Genomic DNA, 16,871 nt, shown 5'->3' with positions numbered 1-16,871 from the left:
CCTCCTCGGCGGCTGGCAGGGCCGTCACCGTGTCAGAGTCTGCGAAGTCCACTCAGCACCCTTTCCAGCAGCGCGCGGTCGGGCTGGCCGGTGCCGTGCCCGGTGCCGTAGACGCGGATCTTTCCTTGGTCGGCCAGGTCGCTGATGAGCACGCGCACGACGCCGAGCGGCATCTTGAGCAGCGCGGAGATCTCGGCGACCGAGCGCATCCGGCGGCACAGCTCGACGATGGCCCGCATCTCGGGCATGACCCGGGAGTTGAGGCCGCCGGATTCGAGCTCCCGCCGCTCCTCGGGGGCGTCCAGCGCCGCCACGAAGGTCTCGACGAGCAGCACATGTCCGAACCGGGTCCGCCCGCCGGTCAGCGAGTACGGGCGTACGCGCGCGGGCCTCTTGTCCGACCCGCGGACGGGCAATCGGTGTGCGGATGTCACTGTTCTGCCTGCCTTGGCTCCATTGACCTCCGCAGCTCGCTGCGGAGTTCAGGGGTGAGAACATGACCTGCTCGGCCGACGAAGAGCGCCATGTGGTAGGCGACGACGCTCATCTCGCAGTCCGGGGCGGCCTGCACGCCGAGCAGCGAACCGTCGCTGATCGCCATGACGAACAGGCTGCCCTCGTCCATGGCCACCATCGTCTGTTTGACGACGCCGGCCTCCATGAGCTTGGCGGCGCCCGTCGTCAGGCTGCCGAGGCCGGAGACGATCGTGGCGAGGTCGGCGCTGGAGCCCCGGGGCCCCTCGTACGCCGCCGGGCCGGTGCCCGCGGCGTTCTGCTCCGGATCGGAGGAGAGCAGCATCAGGCCGTCCGAGGAGACGACGGCCACCGACCGCGCGCCCGGCACCTCTTCGACCAGGTTCTCCAGCAGCCAGTGCAGGTTACGGGCCTCGGTGCTCAGCCCGTACGTACTCGGCGCATTCAATCGCGTGCCTCCTCGGCAGTGCCAGCCTCATCCAGCGCCCCCGCTTGCTGATGGTCAGTGTTCCGCATCTTGATCCCGGCCGTGATCTCGGCCTCGGCGTCGCGCCGCCCGTCCCGCGCTCCCTGCTGGAAGCCGCCGAGCTTGCGCCGCAGCCCCTCCGCGTCGACGCCCTTGCCCTGACGTGGTGCGGAGTCGTACTGCGTCACCATCCTCGGGGTGCGCTTGGGCAGCCCCTTGTCCGTGGTCCGGTGGTCCGCCTCCTCCGCCGCATCGGCGGGGGTGGTCTCGGCGGGCCGGAGCCGCGCCGCCCCGGCGGGGGGCGCGGGGTCGGTCGCGGGCCTCGCGTGTTCGTCGGGGCCGGGCGTGTGCGCGCTCGCGACCTGGCCGGTCACGGGCGGCGGCACGGCGCCGGCGGGCCCGTTCGGCACGGGTCGTACGGGCCGCTCGGACGCGTCCGGTGGAGTGGTTTCGGCGCCGGTCCCGGTCTCGCCGGGCCGCCGGGCGTGTCGGCCGCCCGGCGGCTGCTGGGGGTCGGGGACGGCGGCGAGCTGGATGGTGCGCTCGGCCGCCTCGACGAGCGGGTCGGGAACGGCTTTCCACTGGGGCGAGGGCGGGTCGGGCGTGTCGGGGCCCTGGTCCCGGCCCTCGTCCGGCGACGGTCCCTCCGGAGCGGGCGGCTCCGCGCTCGGGTCCGGTGCGGCGGCCGGGCCCGTCGTCGGCTGCCGCTCCGGCCCGGTGGCCTGCCTCGGCACCGTCGCCGGTTCGGCCGGCGGCGTTCCCCGCGCGGGAACCGGCGCCTGACCCGGCGTCGGGCCGTCGGCGTGCGGCGTCGGGCCGTCGGCGTGCGGCGGCGGGCCGTCGGCGTCCGGCGGCCCGGCGGCTCCCCGCGGCCGCGGCGCGGCCGGGTCCCCCGGCAGGCCCGGCTCGGCGGTGCGGGACGCGTTGCCGGGAAGCGCGTTGGAGTTCGCCTCCGCTATTGAGCCGGGCAGCTGGACCGCCGGAGCGCCGGCGCCCCCCGGCACGACCGGAGCCGGGCCCAGCCCCGAGGGGCCGGTGGGCAGGAGCGCCTTGGGGAGGACGACGACCGCGGTCATGCCGCCCTGCTGCTGCGCCCGCAGCTGTACCCGCACGCCGTGCCGGGAGGCGAGCTGCGCCACCACGTAGAGCCCGAGGCCCAGCGTCTGCTCGCCGTCCGCGGTGTGCGCCTCCTGCGGGTCGGCCGCGGCCAGCAGGGTGTTGACGCCGGCCAGCCGCTCACCCGTCATGCCGATGCCCTCGTCCTGCACGGAGAGCATGACGTCGCCGCTCTCCAGCAGCCAGCCGGAGAGCTGCACGTGCGCGTCGGGCGGCGAGAAGGCGGTCGCGTTCTCCAGGAGCTCCGCGACCAGGTGGCTGGTGTCGTCGGCGGCGAAGCCGGCGACCTGCGCGTGCGGCGGCAGGGCCTGGATCTGCACCCGCTCGTACTTCTCGATCTCACTGATGGAGGCGCGCAGCACGTCCAGCAGCGGTACGGCGCCGGGGTACCCGGCGCCGTGCTCCGCGCCCGCCAGGACCAGCAGGTTCTCGCTGTGGCGGCGCATGCGGGTGGCGAGGTGGTCGAGCTTGAAGAGCGTCTCCAGCCGCTCGGGGTCCTGCTCGCTCGCCTCCATGCCCTCGATGACGGCCAACTGCCGCTCCACGAGGCCGAGGGTGCGCAGCGAGAGGTTGACGTACGTGCCGTGCACGGTGCCGGTCAGCGCGGCGATCCGCTCGCGCAGCCGCGCCTGCTGGGCCTGGAGCGCCTCGCGCTCGTCGGCGAGCGCCTGGCGGGCGCCGATGAGCCGGGTCCGCTCGCCCTCCAGCCGGGCGATGCGCCCCCGCTGGCTCGCGGCAGCCTCGTGCAGCGTGTTGACGGACCGTACGACCTCGGCGAACTCGTCGTCGCGCCCCTTGAAGCCGACCGGCTGCTCTCCCGCCGGGTCGGCGGCGACGCGCCGGGCGCCGAGGCGCAGGGCGGCGAGCGGGCGGGTCATGGAGCGGGCGGCCTGGGTGGAGGCCCCGACGGCGACGAGGAAGCAGAGGGCGAGCAGCGCGGCGTCCAGCTCCAGGGCGGTGACGTCGTCGTCCCGCACCTTCTCCAGCCGGGTGATCTCGCCGCTGGCGAGCGCCGATTCGACGCCGCGCATCCGGTCGATACGGGCTGTCAGGGCGGATTCGACGCCGCCCTTGGGGAGGTCGAGTTCGGCCGTGGAGAGTTGGGAGTGGGCGGTGAGGAGGGCGAGGTAGTTGTCGGCCGTGGTGACGTCGGGGCCGTTGACGGTGGCGCTGTAGGAGTCGTGGGCGGCGAGGGGCGCGAGCTGCTCGAAGTCGGCGAGCGCGGCCTGTTCGCGGATCTCCGCCCGCTGGGCGGTGGCGGTCAGCGTGGTCTGCGTGGAGCCGTGCGAGGAGAGCGCGCCGAGCAGCAGGCCGCGGGTGGCGGACGCCTCTTCGACGGCCCGGCCGAGCGGGGGCAGGGCGGCGGCGGAGCCGATGCCGGCGCGGGCCGGGAGCTGGTGCGCGAGGGTGTCGGCGACGCCGTGCAGCGCCTGGACGGTCTTGGTGTAGGCGGTGAAGGTGTCGATGGCCTTGCCGGGGCCGGTCAGGGCCTGCTGGCGGGTCTGCGGGAGGGCGTCGAGCAGGGCGCGTACGGGCGCGGGGGCCTGGGCGCGGTACTCGGCGACCTGGCGGTCCACTCGGGCGCGCTGGCTCTCGGTGACGCCGCCGGAGCCCGTGGCGCGGCCCGCGGCGACGAACTGGGTCATGGAGTCGCGCTCGTCGGCCAGGGAGTGCGCGAGGGCGACGGCGCCTCTGTTGGCCTGGGAGAGGTCCACCAGGTGCTGTGTGTCGTGGAGGTCGTCGACCGCGCCGAGTATGCCGGGGACGCCCGCGCCGAGGACGGCGACGGCCACGACCGCTACGGAGACGACCAGCCGGTTACGTACGCGCGTGGTGCGCTGTCGCGCGGCTGTCGTCTGCTGCTCGTGTGTACCGCCCCGAAGCCGCTTTTTCCGCACCGGTGCTCACAATCTTCGCTCGCCTGTCCCTACGTGGTGCCAGGAGGTGACGACAGTTCGGTCAACGGCGCGGACCACCCCTGGTGCCGATTTCGACTTTTGACCTTTTCAGCCTGGATCAGGAGTGGCTGCCCATCGCCTGCCCAGCCACTCCAAGGAGTGAACATCAATCAGAACTTGACCATCAACTTCTGTGCGGGGCCTGTGCGGCCCTGACCAGGGGGTCAGTTGGAAAACCCCCGGGGGTCCTGGAAGGATGCCCGCCCGCGGCTCACCGCCTCGGCCGGCGCCCCGGCGCCGGTTCCCCTGCCGTGCGGAGGCACCACTCCCCACCTGGGGCGGGCTCCGCCCAGGCCGCCGCGGGACCCACGCCGCGCGCCGCCACCCGCCCTCCGGCAGACTGGCCGGATGCGCATCGAACTCGCCACCCGGCCCGGAGATCCCCAACGCCCCAATGAGGACTTCGTGTCGGTGGCGCTGCCCGCAAGTGGACAAGGTGGAGCATTGGTCCTGCTGGACGGGGTGACCCCGCCCGCGACCAGCACCGGCTGCGCGCACGGCGTGCCCTGGTTCACGGCCCGGCTGGGCGGCGCCCTGCTCGAACTGTGCGTTTCACGCCGGGAACTGACGCTCACTGAGTGTTTGGCCGAGGCCATCGCGCGAACAGCCGAAGCCCACCGCGAGAGCTGTGATCTTTCTCACGTCCGCACACCGCAGGCAACCGTCGTCGCGGCGCGCTGGGACGAAGAGCGCGTCGAACATCTGGTTCTGTCCGATTCCGTCCTGCTGATCGAGGGCCCGGACGGCTCGGTGGCCCCGGTCCTCGACGACCGCATCGAGGCCCTGGCCGCCCGCGGCCCGGTGACGGACGACCAGCGCAACGCGGAGGGCGGGTTCTTCACCGCGGCGGGCGACCCCGCCGTGGTCGCCCGCGCGCTCACCGGGACGACGCCGCGTACGGACGTACGGGCCCTGGCCGCACTCACCGACGGGGCGTCGCGCTGGGTGGAGATGTTCGGCGAGGGGAGCTGGCAGGACTGCCTGGCGGTGCTGCGCAAGGAGGGCCCGGAGGCCCTGATCGACCGGGTACGGGCGGTGGAGGGCGCCGACCGGGACGGCGCGGCGTTCCGCCGCTGGAAGCGCCACGACGACGCGGCCGCCGCCTTCATCGAGCCCTGACCGGCCTCCCCCGCCGGAGACCGCCGGAGACCGCCGGAAGCCGCCGGGTGCCGCGCGCCGGTTTCACGCCTCCGCGCGCGCGTTGAAGTGGTGGAGAAGCCGGGCCAGTTCGGCGATCTCGGCGCGGTCCCATTCGGCGAGCCGGTGCACGTACTGCGCGCGGCGAGCGTCCCGTACCCGCGTGAAGCGGGCGCGGCCCTCTTCGGTGAGGGAGAGGAGCGAGGCGCGGCCGTCGGCCGGGTCGGGGGCCCGGGTGACGAGGCCCAGCTCATCCAGGGCGCGGAGTTGGCGGCTCATCGTGGCCTTGCCGACGCCGAAGTAGCCGGCGAGATCAGTGGCGCGCTGCGGGCCGCACTCCTCCAGCCGGACGAGGAGCCCGTAGGCCGCGGCCTCCAGTTCGGGGTGGACCTCCCGGGCCATCTCGCCCGAGGAGGCGCGGGCCCGGCGCAGGAAGACCGCCAACTCGCGCTCCAGAGCGAGGAACGCGCGGTCGTCTCCGCTTCCGGCCACAGTGCGGTCGCCGCCCTCCGGGGGCGGCGGGGTCCCGGTGTTGTGCACGTCAGCGCCCTCTCCAGCTGTTCAGATCTGAAACTTTCCGCTCACCGCGGCCGTATCGCCGCAGCTTGACCAGTATTTCGCAGGATTAGACCAACGGCAGCACCCGGCCCCTCTATCCCCGCGCCGGGCCGCGCACGTAGCGTCTGACCTGTCATGGCCACTCCAACTCGCGGTTTCTCTCCCGTCAAACGGCGGTAATAAGTCATGATGTATGAGGACAAACCCCCACTAAGTCCCTCGGAGGCAAGCAATGCCCGAGCACAGATCCGGTCCGGTCCGCCGCGGACTCCGCGCGCCGGCCGGCCTTCTCGTCTCCCTCTGCTCCGCCCTCGCCGTCCTGCTCTGTCTCCTGGCGCCGCCCGGGACCGCCGCCGCGGGCCGCGGCTCCGAACCCGCCCACCCGGACCGCGACTGGATGGGCTCGACCCTCCCCTCCCACGAAGCCCACGCGCGCGCCGGCCAGGGCCGTAATCCGCGACCCGGCCTCAGCGCCTCCGTCGAAGGCGTGGACGTCTCCAGCCACAACGGCGACGTCAACTGGCAGACCCTGTGGAACAGCGGCGTCCGCTGGGCCTACGTCAAGGCGACGGAGTCCACCGGATACACCAACCCCTTCTTCCCGCAGCAGTACAACGGCTCGTACAGCGCCGGCATGATCCGCGGCGCGTACCACTTCGCCACCCCCGACACCTCCTCCGGGGCGGCCCAGGCCGCCCACTTCCTCGCCCACGGCGGCGGCTGGTCGCGGGACGGCAAGACCCTGCCCGGCGCGCTCGACATGGAGTACAACCCGTACGGCGCGGCCTGTTACGGCAAGAGCGCGAGCGCGATGGTCGGCTGGGTCCGCGACTTCTTCACCGCCTACCAGGCGAAGACCGGCCGCGACCCGGTGATCTACACCTCGACCAGCTGGTGGAAGGCGTGCACCGGCAACTACGCCGGCTTCGGCGCCGCCAATCCGCTGTGGATCCCCCGCTACGGCTCCTCGGTCGGCGAACTCCCCGCCGGATGGGGCTTCTACACGATGTGGCAGTACACCTCGACGGGGCCGACGGTCGGCGACCACAGTGTCTTCAACGGCGCGTACGACCGGCTCCAGGCGCTCGCAAACGGCTGACGGCTGACGGCGGCTGACGGCTGACGGCTGACGGGCGGCAGCCGGTGACAGCCGCCGCGGGCCGGTGACCTGCCCCATGGACGTGTACGGGCGGACGCGTCCGTACACATGAGGGCGGGCCCCCGGGCATCGGTGCCGGGGGCCCGCTCGCTCATTCGCTCAGGTCAGCTCGGGTACGTACGCGGGTAGCGGATCGGTACGGCGCGTCAGCCGCACAGGCCCGCCGGCCGGTTGCGCGTGACGAGATCGGTGTAGCCGGTGGTGCCGTCGATCCACACCACCTGCTTGCCGCCGGCCGCCGCGGGCGAACTCTGCTCGCCGCGGTTGCAGGAGAACCGGTTCTTGGCCTTCCCGTCCAGCGAGAACTGCCACAGCTTGGGCAGCGACTCATTGCGGTACTCCGTGTCGGGCAGCGCCGTGTTGACCGTCACCGCTTCCTCGGAGACCGTCAGATCGAAGGGGAAGAGCGCGTTCGGGCCCGTCTCCTTGCTGATGTCGGTCGCCCCCGTACCGTCCGGGTTGGCGCGGCGCACCGCCATCTGCCCCTCGTCGGTGACCACCTCGTCCGCCAGCCAGTAGACGCCGGAGCCGTTGATGCCGGTCTGGCCGATGCCTTCGGGGCTGCCGAGCTGCCCCATCAGGGTCGCCTTGCCGGACTTGAGGTCGAGCACCTCGGTGCCGAGCTTGTACGTGCCCGCCTCGGGGTAGAGCTTGGCGTACGCGATCCGGCCGCCGTGGATCGACGGCAGCGCGGTGCCCAGCTGGTACTTGCCGCCGTCCACCCAGGTCGGCTCCCGGTCGCCCTGCTTGAGGTAGCCGACGTGCCGGCCGCCGAACGGGTCCATCGATTCGAAGGTGACCACGGTGCCCTCGACCCGCAGGCCGGAGACGTCGGTGGTGCTGGAGTAGAGCTTCTTGATCGGGCCGCCCGCCAGCGGCCGGGACAGGACGTCCACGCTGGTCGTGCCGAAGGCCGCCCAGACCACGGTCTTCCCGTCGGTCGCCGGGTAGACGTGGAAGCGCCCGTCGTTGGGGCTGATGAGCTTCGGGTGGCCCGAACCGTCGGTACGGCCCGCGTAGACCGAGTACGGCTCGGAACCGTCGTCGTTGGACTTCGACGTGGCCCACCAGCCGCCGCCCGCGCCCACGCCCGTACTGGCGGTGTTGAGCTTGCCGAGGAGCTGGTCGGAGTCGACGCCGAGGGCGTTCTCCCAACCGGTCACGATGCCATGCGCGTTGAACGAGCGCTTGACGGTGTTCAGGTCCTTGCCGGAGACCTTGAGGTCCTTGGCGGCCGCGAGGACGGCGTTGCGGCCCTCGGTGAAGCCGTCGAGCGGCGTCATGTACGCGGTGAGCGCCTTGTAGACGATCTGGTCGGCGAGGGTCCTGCCGAGGTCCTCGCGGATGTCCCACAGGGCGCCGGAGAAGATGGTCGAGTTGAGGTGGACGCCGCCGTTGTCGCTGCCGAAGCCGACGCCCAGGAAGTTCTTGGACGTGGTGTGCCCGTCGTTGAGGTCGCGGAAGGCGCACTCGCGGGGGGTCTTGGTGCGGCAGAGGTGCTCGCCCAGCAGGCCCGAGTCCGGGTCGTCCATCGCCATGCCGGCCGCGTCCACGTCGATGGCGTTGCCGAAGTAGTCGGCGATCCCCTCGTTGAGCGCGCCGGACTGGCCCGCGTAGACGAGGTTGGCGCTGTTCTCGACGACGCCGTGCGTCATCTCGTGGCCCACCACGTCCAGGTCCGCGGAGAGCGTCTTGTACTCGTCGTCGCCCCCGCCGTACACCATCTTGGTGCCGTCCCAGAAGGCGTTGATGTACGGGCCGCCGAACTCGGTGACTCCGACGAGGGAGTTGATGGTGCCGCCGCGGCCGTCGAGGCTGTCCCGGCCGTGCACCTTCTTGTAGTAGTCGTAGACCTTGCCGGCCGCCCAGTGCGCGTCGACCGCGCCCGATTCGGTGGCGTCCTTACCGAAGGCCGGCGTCGGCGAGCCGAACTCCTTGATGCCGGCGGGCCACTTGCCGGAGACCTCGCTGACGTCCTTGCCGCGCGCGTCCCAGGTGGAGATCAGGTTCTTGCTGGTGCCCCACATCCGCGAGTAGTCGTTCATCGTGTACTCGTTGCGGGAGGCGTTCTTGTAGAGCCCGAGCGCCACGGCGTTGCCGTCGTACTTGACGCCCGATCCGGTCGTGCCGGGGAAGTCGTCGGCCGGGGCGGCCTTCGCCGCTTCGGCTCCGGACGACGCCTTGGCCGCCTTGGACGCTGTGTTGGCCGTGGTCGCTGTGTTCGCCGTGGTCGCCTTGTTCGCCTTGGAGGTAGGCGAGCCGAACGTCTTGATGCTGCTGTACTGGAGGAGCGGGAAGCCCGCCTTGGCGTCGACGTAGACCTCGCGCCGAACCGGTTCGCCGGTGGCCGGATCGGTGCCGTGCACGGTGACGTGGTGCGCGAGCACCCCCTGCCCCTTGGGCAGCACGACCAGGCCGTGGGACGTTCCCGTCAGCGCCTTGGCCGACGCGGTCCGCACTCCCTTGGCGGGCGTGACGTCGCCCTTGTCGAGCTTGCCGCCGCCGAGCTGACGGGCCGTCGCCGTGACGGCCCGCTGGACGGCGACCTCCTTGGAGACGGCCGCCTCCGTGCCGACCTTCAACCCGGTGAAGTACTTGCCGGACGTGCCGGTGACGGTCCGTTTGCCGCCCTGCCGCTCCATCCGCACGACGTACTGACCGCCGAGCACGTCGATGCCGCGGTGCTTCTGCTGGAGTCGTACGGTCTCGTCCGCGCCGCTGCGCACCGACTGGGCGGGCGCGAGGTCGCGCCGCGGGTCCGCGATCCGGTAGCGGCTCTCCTTGCCCGCGAGGTGGGCGCGCGCGGCGTCGGCCGCGCTGCCCGCGCCGTCGGCCGCCTCGTGGATCCCGGACACCAGCGCCGGGGTCTCGGTGCCCGTGCCCGGGATCACCTCGGTCCCGGGCGCCTGCCGCGGTGCGGCGGCCTGGGCGGGGGCCGCGGTGACGACGAGAGCGGCGACGCCGATGAGCGCCGCCACTCCCGTTATACCGCCGGCCCCGCCGGTTCTCGATCTTCCTGTACGTGCTCTGGACTTACGCAAGGTTCCCCTCCCGTACGTGCCTGACCGCCGGAACATCTCTGGGCAGGGCCATGCAACCTGTGATGTGTCGGACTATCAATGGGGTGTGGTGGGTTGGGGACTGTTATCGGACACATGTGCCGACTTGGAGTCAGGGCGCGATTACGGATACCATGATTTTAGTTGCCTTTGGCAACTAAAAATGTTGGTAAAACACCATACGCGTCGCACCGTCGGAGTACACGGATGAGCGCTCCGGCGACGGGAGGAACTCTCAATGTCCACTGCTGACCCCACATTTCGCACATACGTGGAGGAAATCCTTGAAGCCCTGACCGCCGCCCCCGACCACGAGGCCCTGGTCCACGAGGAACGCCGGATCAGCGCCGGGGAGTTCACCGGCCTCGTACACCGCATGGCACGGGCGCTGCACGCCCAGGGCGTGGCCCGCGGCGAGACCGTGACCCTGCTCAGCGGCAACCTGCCGGAGACCGTGGCCGCCCGCTACGCCGCCAATCTGCTCGGCTGCCGCGTCAACCACCTCTACAACAAGCTCTCCGCCGAGTCCCAGGCCCTCATCGTGCGCGACGTCGAGACCCGCGCGCTGATCGTCGACCCGCGCCTCGCCGAGCGCGCCGCGACCGTGGTCGTACAGGCCCCGGTGGACGTGGTTCTGACGCTGGGTCCGGCGTCGACCGGAACCGACCTGCTGGAACTGGCCGCCGGGCAGCCGGCCGACCCGTTCCCCAGCCAGGCGCGGCCCGAGGACGTGTGCACCATCCGCCACACCGGCGGCACCACCGGCCACCCCAAGGGCATCTGCACCACGTACGGGCAGGGCCGCTGGTTCCGGTCCTCGACGCTGGACCTGGAGAACGCGCACCGGCAACTGGTGTGCACCACCCTCGCGCACGCCGCGGGCATGATGGCCGACGCCACCCTGACCGGCGGCGGCACCGTGGTGCTCCAGGACGACTTCGACGCCGCGGCCGTACTCGCGGCGATCGAGCGCGAGCGGATCACGCAGGTGTTCATGCTGCCGCCGCTGCTCTACCGGATGATGGACCACCCGGACGCGGCGCACACCGACACCACGAGCCTGCGCAACCTGGTCTACGGCGGCTGCCAGTCGTCACCCGCCCGGATCGCCGACGCCATCCGGCGCTTCGGCCCGGTACTGGTCCAGGGCTACGGCCAGAACGAGGCCGGCGGCATCAGCATCCTCGACGCCGAGGACCACGACCCCGACCGCCCGGACCGGTTGCGCTCCGCCGGGAAGGTGATGGACGGCGTCGAGGTCGCGATCCGCGACGAGTCGGGCCGCGACCTGCCGCACGGCGAGCACGGCGAGGTCTGCGTCCGCTCCTCCCAGATCATGGAGGGGTACTGGAAGCAGCCCGGGCTGACGGCGGAGGTGCTGCGGGACGGCTGGCTGCACACCGGCGACATCGGGTTCCTGGACGACGAGGGCTACCTGACCATCGTCGACCGGCTCAAGGACATGATCGTCGTGGTCGGCGGCCATGTGTACACGACCGAGCTGGAGGACCTGCTCAACTCGCATCCGAAGGTCCTGCAGAGCGCCGTCTTCGGCGTCCGGGACGCCGACCGCATGGAGCGCGTGCACGCCGTCGTGGTGCCGGCGCCGGGCGGCGGGGCCGACGGGCAGGGGCTGCGGGACATGGTGCGCGAGGAGCGCGGCGCGATGTACGAACCGGCGCACCTCACCTTCATGGACGCGCTGCCGCTGACGGACGCGGGGAAGCCGGACAAGAAGGAGCTGCGCCGCCGGGCGGAGGCGGCGCAGGAGCGGGAGCTGACGCCTACTCACTGACGGGTGCGGGGCGGCTCGCCGGCGGGTGCGCGCGCCGTGGGCCGCCCGCCCACACATACGGAACCGGCCCCTCCGCCACGTCGCCTGGGCGACCTGATTGGAGGGGCCGGTTCCGCCGGGTGGCCCGGCCGCGTCCGTCACGCCGCGACCGGGACCTCCGTACCCGTCACGGCCGCCGCCGAGGGCTGGAGCGCGAGCTCCAGGACCTGACGGACGTCCGAGACCGGGTGCACGTCGAGCCGGTCGAGGATCTCGGCGGGTACGTCGTCGAGGTCCGGCTCGTTGCGCTTGGGGATGACCACCGTGGTGATGCCGGCCCGGTGCGCGGCGAGCAGCTTCTGCTTGACGCCGCCGATGGGCAGCACCCGGCCGGTCAGCGACACCTCGCCGGTCATGGCCACGTCCGGGCGGACCTGGCGGCCGGAGAGCAGCGAGGCCAGCGCCGTGGTCATGGTGACGCCCGCGCTCGGCCCGTCCTTCGGCACGGCTCCCGCCGGTACGTGCAGGTGCACGCCGCGCTCCTTCAAGTCGCCGACGGGCAGCTCCAGTTCGGCTCCGTGCGAGCGCAGGAAGGAGAGCGCGATCCGCGCGGACTCCTTCATGACGTCGCCGAGCTGCCCGGTGAGGGTCAGCCCCGCGCCGCCCGTCTCGGCGTCGGCGAGCGACGCCTCGACGTACAGGACGTCGCCGCCCGCGCCGGTCACGGCGAGGCCGGTGACCACGCCGGGCACCGCGGTGCGCCGCTCGGCCGGGTCCTGCGCGGACTCGGGGGTGTGGTGCGGCCGCCCGATCAGGCCGCGCAGTTCGCCGGCGCCGACGGTGAACGGCAGCTCCCGCTCGCCGAGTTCGTGCTCGGCGGCGACCTTGCGCAGCAGCCGCGCGATGGAGCGCTCCAGGTTCCGTACGCCCGCCTCCCGGGTGTACTCGCCGGCGAGCTTGCGCAGCGCCTCGTCCTCCAGCACGACCTCGTCGCCGCCCAGACCCGCGCGCTCCAGCTGCCGCTTGAGCAGGTGATCGCGGGCGATGGTGACCTTCTCGTCCTCGGTGTAGCCGTCGAGCCGGACCAGCTCCATGCGGTCGAGCAGGGCCTCCGGGATGGCTTCGAGCACGTTGGCCGTGGCGAGGAAGACGACGTCGGACAGGTCGAGTTCGACTTCGAGGTAGTGGTCGCGGAAGGTGTGGTTCTGCGCGGGGTCGAGGACTTCGAGGAGGGCCGCGGCCGGGTCTCCCCGGAAGTCGGAGCCGACCTTGTCGATCTCGTCGAGCAGGATGACGGGGTTCATGGACCCGGCTTCCTTGACGGCCCGTACGATCCGGCCGGGCAGCGCGCCCACGTACGTACGGCGGTGGCCGCGGATCTCGGCCTCGTCGCGGACGCCGCCGAGGGCGACGCGCACGAACTTGCGCCCCATGGCCCGGGCCACGCTTTCGCCGAGGCTGGTCTTTCCGACGCCGGGCGGCCCGACGAGCGCGAGCACCGCACCGCCGCGCCGCCCGCCGACGAGCCCGAGGCCCCGGTCGGCGCGTCGCTTGCGGACCGCGAGGTACTCGGTGATCCGCTCCTTGACGTCCTCCAGCCCGGCGTGGTCGGCGTCCAGGACGCCCTTGGCGCCGAGGATGTCGTACGCGTCCTCGGTGCGCTCGTTCCACGGCAGTTCGAGCACGGTGTCCAGCCAGGTCCGGATCCAGGACCCCTCGGGGCTCTGGTCGGAGGACCGCTCCAGCTTGTCGACCTCCTTGAGGGCGGCCTTGCGGACATCCTCCGGCAGATCGGCGGCCTCCACGCGGGCCCGGTAGTCGTCGCTCTCGGCCCCGTCCGCCCCGGATTCGCCGTTGAGCTCGGAGAGCTCCTTGCGTACGGCCTCCAGCTGGCGGCGGAGCAGGAACTCGCGCTGTTGCTTGTCGACGCCTTCCTGGACGTCCTTGGCGATGGACTCGGCGACGTCCTGCTCGGCGAGGTGGTCGCTGAGCCAGGTGACGGCGAGCCGCAGCCTGGCCACCGGGTCGGCGGTCTCCAGCAGCTCCACGCGCTGCTGGACGGTCAGGAACGGGGAATATCCGGAGTTGTCGGCGAGCTGTGATACATCGTCGATCTGCTGCACCCGGTCCACGACCTGCCAGGCGCCGCGCTTGCGGAGCCAGCTGGTGGCGAGTGCCTTGTATTCCTTCATCAATTCGGCGACGGCGCCGGGGGCGGCGCCGTCGGGGGCGGCCTCCTCCACCTGGACGCCTTCCACCCAGAGCGCGGCTCCGGGCCCGGTGGTCCCGGCCCCGATCCGTACGCGGTGCACACCGCGGATCAGCGCGCCGGGGTCCCCGTCGGAGAGCCGCCCGACCTGCTCGACGGTGCCGAGCGTGCCGACGGCGGCATACGTCCCGTCGACCCGCGGCACCAGCAGCACCTTCGGCTTCCCACCGCCGGAGCCGCTGGACCGCGCGGCGGCCTGCGCCGCCTCCACGGCGGCCCGTACGTCGTTGTCGGAGAGGTCGAGCGGCACCACCATGCCGGGCAGCACGACCTCGTCGTCGAGGGGCAGCACGGGGAGGGTGAGCGGTGTGGACGGCGAAGCCATGATCTTCCCTTCGGCAGGCAAGTTGAGCTATATGGACTCAATGCATATGAGGCTCCTGGTGTTCCCTCTTGGGTGTTCGCTGTGAGCGATCAGCGGGGAGTGTCCTATGTCGATGGATCTTTCGCTTTGCAGCTTCACTCCGCGCGCGCCCTTTCGTTGCGCAGAGTGACCTTTCCTCGCGACCTGGCGAGCACTTGTGAGCACCCTGGAGACCAGACTGGGCCGGACGCCGCATCCCCACACGCCTGGGCAACGAATTCCTCGGCTGGCACCACTTCTCCAGGCCGCACAACATCACGTCGTGCAAGCTCATCAACGCCGCCCTCAACGGAAGACCCGACAAAATGTCCGACCAGCAGCGCAACCTCGAATACTGGGGGTCGGCCATCATCCGCACCCGCACCCGCACCCGTGCTCGGGCGGGTGCGGATGTGGCAGGCACTGCGCGGCGCTCACTCGTGGTAGGCGGCGGTCGCGATCTGGACGAAGGAGCGGATCAGCGGGTTCGTGTCGCCCTCGTTCCATGCCACCACCACGCGGCTCCGCCGCATGTCGGTCAGCGGCACCACGGTGAGCCCCGCCGCCGGCTCGTGGTCCAGGAGAGTCATGCCGACCGTGCCGTTCCAGAGAACAGCCTGCTGGCATTCCTGGACGGCGCGCACCACCGGGCCCTCGCGAGGCTCCCCGCCGTTCCAGTACGACTGCCAGATGGGGTCGGTGCCCTGCGGGAACAGGAACCAGCCGCGGTCGGCCAGGTCTGCCAGGGTCAGACTGTCGCGGCGGGCCAGTGGATCGTCGGCGCGCAGCAGCGCTCCCACCGGGTCGGCGCGCAGCGCGCGCACCGTCAGGCCGGTCTCGTCGAAGGGGCCGCGGGTCAGGGCGACGTCGACCCGGCCGGTGTGCAGCCCGCAGGTGGGATCGGTCAGGTCGGTCTCGCGGATGCGGACCTCGACGCCCGGGTGCCGCCCGCGGTAGGCGGCGGCCAGCCGGGTCACGCCCGGGTCGGCGCCGTCGCCCAGGATGCCGACGGTGATGGTCGCGGCGCCGGCCGCGGCGGCCACGCGTACGCGTACCCGGTCGGCCTGGTCGAGCAGGGCCCGTGCCTCGTCGAGCAGCACCGCCCCCACCGCGGTGAGCGTGACACCGGCGGACGACCGGTCGAACAGCGCGGCGCCGACCTCGGTCTCCAGCTGCTTGATCGCCCGGCTCAGCGGCGGCTGGCTCATGTGCAGCCGGGCGGCGGCCCGGCCGAAGTGGAGTTCCTCGGCGACCGCCACGAAATAGCGCAGCGTGCGTAGCTCCATGGTGCAACGATACCCGTAGGGTATCGACTTCACAGAACGGGTCTTGGACAGCCGCAGCGCCCTGGCAGTGGAATCGAAGCATGACTGACGAACAGATGGCCAGTGAGCCGACCGACGACCCCGCCGTATCGGTGGTCCGCCCGGGCGAAGGCGAGACGATCGTCCTGGGCGGCACGCACATGCGCGTCCTCGAAGACGGCAGCAATACCGAGCACCGCTTCGGACTCACCGAGTCCATCCTCGCGCCGCACATGCCCGGTCCGCCTCAGCACCGCCACGCCCAGCACGACGAGGGCTTCTACGTCATCTCCGGCGCGGTGCGGTTCACGGTCGGAGAGAAGGACTACGACGCGACGGCGGGCACGTTCGTGATGATCCCCACCGGAGCCCCGCACACCTTCGCCAACCCGACCGACCAACCGGCCGTCATGCTCAGCGCGTTCACGCCGGACCTGTATGTGCAGTACTTCCGGGACGTGCGGGACATGATCGACGGCGGTCGGGCACTGACCCCCCAGTCGAACATCGAAGCGATGAGCCACTACGCCACCGAGCCCGCCACCGACTTCCCCCCGAGGCCGGAAAGCTGAGGCCGGAAGGCTGAGGCCGGAAAGCTGAAGCCGCCGGGCCGCCCGCTACCGGGTTCGTACGGCCGAGGCGGCTCATGCCTCTGAAGGTCCGGGTCGCCGACGCGTGCGCGCGGCCTTCGCCCGGCCCCCCCTTGGTGACGAGTGGTCACCTACAACTGGTCGACCGTGGAGGGAAAATCGTGAACGTCGCGTATTGGATCGTTGCCGGCCTGCTCGCTCTCTTCTACCTCTACGGGGGCGGGGTGAAGGTGGTCCGCAGCCGTGATCAGCTCCGACCGATGATGGCCTGGGTGGACAGCACGCCGATGCAGGCCGTCAGGGCCATCGGGGCGGTCGAAGTACTCGGGGCGATCGGGCTGATCCTCCCGCCGCTGACCGGCATCGCGCCCTGGACGGCCCTGGCCGCCGCCATCGGGTTCGTGGTCCTGCAAATCGGCGCGACCAGGGTTCACCTGAACCAGGGAGACCGTCAGATCGCCCTCAACATCACTCTCTTTCTCACTGCGGCCGTGACCATCTGGCTGGCGACGACATGGCTGTGACTTCAGGCGAGTCGGCCCCTTGACCCCACGGGAGAGCGATGTCCTGGCGGCACTGCCCGCTTCGTTCGGGCAGTGGTCGGCCACCCGGCCTTGAGCGCGGGCCTTGAAGCGCGGGCCTGACGGCGGACGGAGATCGGGCC

The 16,871-nt window shown here is 71.8% G+C and carries 12 protein-coding genes; 5 read left to right on the top strand and 7 right to left on the bottom strand.

Features of this window, described 5'->3' with window-relative positions:
• Nucleotides 1-32 precede the first annotated feature (32 nt).
• Genes AC07AB_RS35310 through AC07AB_RS35300 form a run of 3 tightly spaced genes read right to left on the bottom strand, consistent with a single transcriptional unit; the run spans nucleotide 33 to nucleotide 3,954 of the window.
• On the bottom strand, nucleotides 33-434 hold the full coding sequence (locus AC07AB_RS35310) for a DUF742 domain-containing protein (RefSeq protein WP_478575890.1): 402 nt from the start codon (nucleotides 432-434) through the stop codon (nucleotides 33-35).
• Nucleotides 431-922 carry a roadblock/LC7 domain-containing protein gene (locus tag AC07AB_RS35305; RefSeq protein ID WP_478575888.1) on the bottom strand — a complete coding sequence of 164 codons (492 nt, stop codon included), beginning with the start codon at nucleotides 920-922 and terminating at the stop codon, nucleotides 431-433. Before AC07AB_RS35305 ends, AC07AB_RS35310 begins: the two co-directional genes overlap by 4 nt.
• Nucleotides 919-3,954, bottom strand: coding sequence for a sensor histidine kinase (locus AC07AB_RS35300; protein ID WP_478575887.1), 3,036 nt, complete (start codon nucleotides 3,952-3,954; stop codon nucleotides 919-921). Before AC07AB_RS35300 ends, AC07AB_RS35305 begins: the two co-directional genes overlap by 4 nt.
• 408 nt (nucleotides 3,955-4,362) lie before the next feature.
• Between AC07AB_RS35300 and AC07AB_RS35295 the strand changes: the two genes are divergently transcribed.
• On the top strand, nucleotides 4,363-5,133 hold the full coding sequence (locus tag AC07AB_RS35295) for a protein phosphatase 2C domain-containing protein (protein ID WP_478575885.1): 771 nt from the start codon (nucleotides 4,363-4,365) through the stop codon (nucleotides 5,131-5,133).
• Between the two features lie 63 nt (nucleotides 5,134-5,196).
• Here the strand turns inward: AC07AB_RS35295 and AC07AB_RS35290 are convergent, their stop codons facing one another.
• Complete coding sequence (locus tag AC07AB_RS35290) at nucleotides 5,197-5,691, bottom strand: MarR family winged helix-turn-helix transcriptional regulator (protein ID WP_478575884.1); 495 nt, start codon at nucleotides 5,689-5,691, stop codon at nucleotides 5,197-5,199.
• A 250-nt stretch (nucleotides 5,692-5,941) separates the two neighbouring features.
• Here AC07AB_RS35290 and AC07AB_RS35285 point away from each other — a divergent pair, with 250 nt between their 5' ends.
• Entirely contained in the window at nucleotides 5,942-6,808 is an 867-nt protein-coding gene (locus tag AC07AB_RS35285) for a lysozyme (RefSeq protein ID WP_478575883.1), read from the top strand.
• 206 nt (nucleotides 6,809-7,014) lie between these two features.
• Here the strand turns inward: AC07AB_RS35285 and AC07AB_RS35280 are convergent, their stop codons facing one another.
• Nucleotides 7,015-9,945 (bottom strand): M4 family metallopeptidase, encoded by a 2,931-nt coding sequence (locus tag AC07AB_RS35280; protein ID WP_478575881.1) that lies wholly within the window; start codon nucleotides 9,943-9,945, stop codon nucleotides 7,015-7,017.
• A 220-nt stretch (nucleotides 9,946-10,165) separates the two neighbouring features.
• On the opposite strand from AC07AB_RS35280, the gene AC07AB_RS35275 reads away from it, so the two are divergent.
• A complete protein-coding gene (locus AC07AB_RS35275; RefSeq protein WP_478575880.1) occupies nucleotides 10,166-11,722 on the top strand; it encodes an AMP-binding protein in 1,557 nt (518 codons plus the stop codon).
• 137 nt (nucleotides 11,723-11,859) lie between these two features.
• Here AC07AB_RS35275 and lon read toward each other — a convergent pair whose 3' ends face one another.
• Both lon and AC07AB_RS35265 read right to left on the bottom strand, forming a co-directional pair.
• Nucleotides 11,860-14,295, bottom strand: coding sequence for an endopeptidase La (gene lon / locus AC07AB_RS35270; protein WP_478575878.1), 2,436 nt, complete (start codon nucleotides 14,293-14,295; stop codon nucleotides 11,860-11,862).
• A gap of 452 nt (nucleotides 14,296-14,747) precedes the next feature.
• Nucleotides 14,748-15,599, bottom strand: a complete 852-nt coding sequence (locus tag AC07AB_RS35265; RefSeq protein ID WP_478575877.1) for a LysR family transcriptional regulator — start codon at nucleotides 15,597-15,599, stop codon at nucleotides 14,748-14,750.
• Nucleotides 15,600-15,679: 80 nt separating this feature from the next.
• Here AC07AB_RS35265 and AC07AB_RS35260 point away from each other — a divergent pair, with 80 nt between their 5' ends.
• Both AC07AB_RS35260 and AC07AB_RS35255 read left to right on the top strand, forming a co-directional pair.
• Entirely contained in the window at nucleotides 15,680-16,189 is a 510-nt protein-coding gene (locus AC07AB_RS35260; RefSeq protein WP_478575876.1) for a cupin domain-containing protein, read from the top strand.
• A gap of 179 nt (nucleotides 16,190-16,368) precedes the next feature.
• A complete protein-coding gene (locus AC07AB_RS35255) occupies nucleotides 16,369-16,731 on the top strand; it encodes a DoxX family protein (protein ID WP_478575874.1) in 363 nt (120 codons plus the stop codon).
• The last annotated feature ends 140 nt before the right edge of the window (nucleotides 16,732-16,871 follow it).

Source organism: Streptomyces sp. NPDC044033, from assembly GCF_056434425.1.
This window is presented reverse-complemented; position numbering and strand designations above follow the sequence as displayed.

Coding starts and splice junctions, on each gene's coding strand:
- AC07AB_RS35280 (WP_478575881.1), bottom strand. CDS start 9,945: ATGTTCCGGCGGTCAGGCACGTACGGGAGGGGAACCTTGCGTAAGTCC.
- AC07AB_RS35265 (WP_478575877.1), bottom strand. CDS start 15,599: ATGGAGCTACGCACGCTGCGCTATTTCGTGGCGGTCGCCGAGGAACTC.
- AC07AB_RS35260 (WP_478575876.1), top strand. CDS start 15,680: ATGACTGACGAACAGATGGCCAGTGAGCCGACCGACGACCCCGCCGTA.
- AC07AB_RS35295 (WP_478575885.1), top strand. CDS start 4,363: ATGCGCATCGAACTCGCCACCCGGCCCGGAGATCCCCAACGCCCCAAT.
- AC07AB_RS35285 (WP_478575883.1), top strand. CDS start 5,942: ATGCCCGAGCACAGATCCGGTCCGGTCCGCCGCGGACTCCGCGCGCCG.
- lon (WP_478575878.1), bottom strand. CDS start 14,295: ATGGCTTCGCCGTCCACACCGCTCACCCTCCCCGTGCTGCCCCTCGAC.
- AC07AB_RS35275 (WP_478575880.1), top strand. CDS start 10,166: ATGTCCACTGCTGACCCCACATTTCGCACATACGTGGAGGAAATCCTT.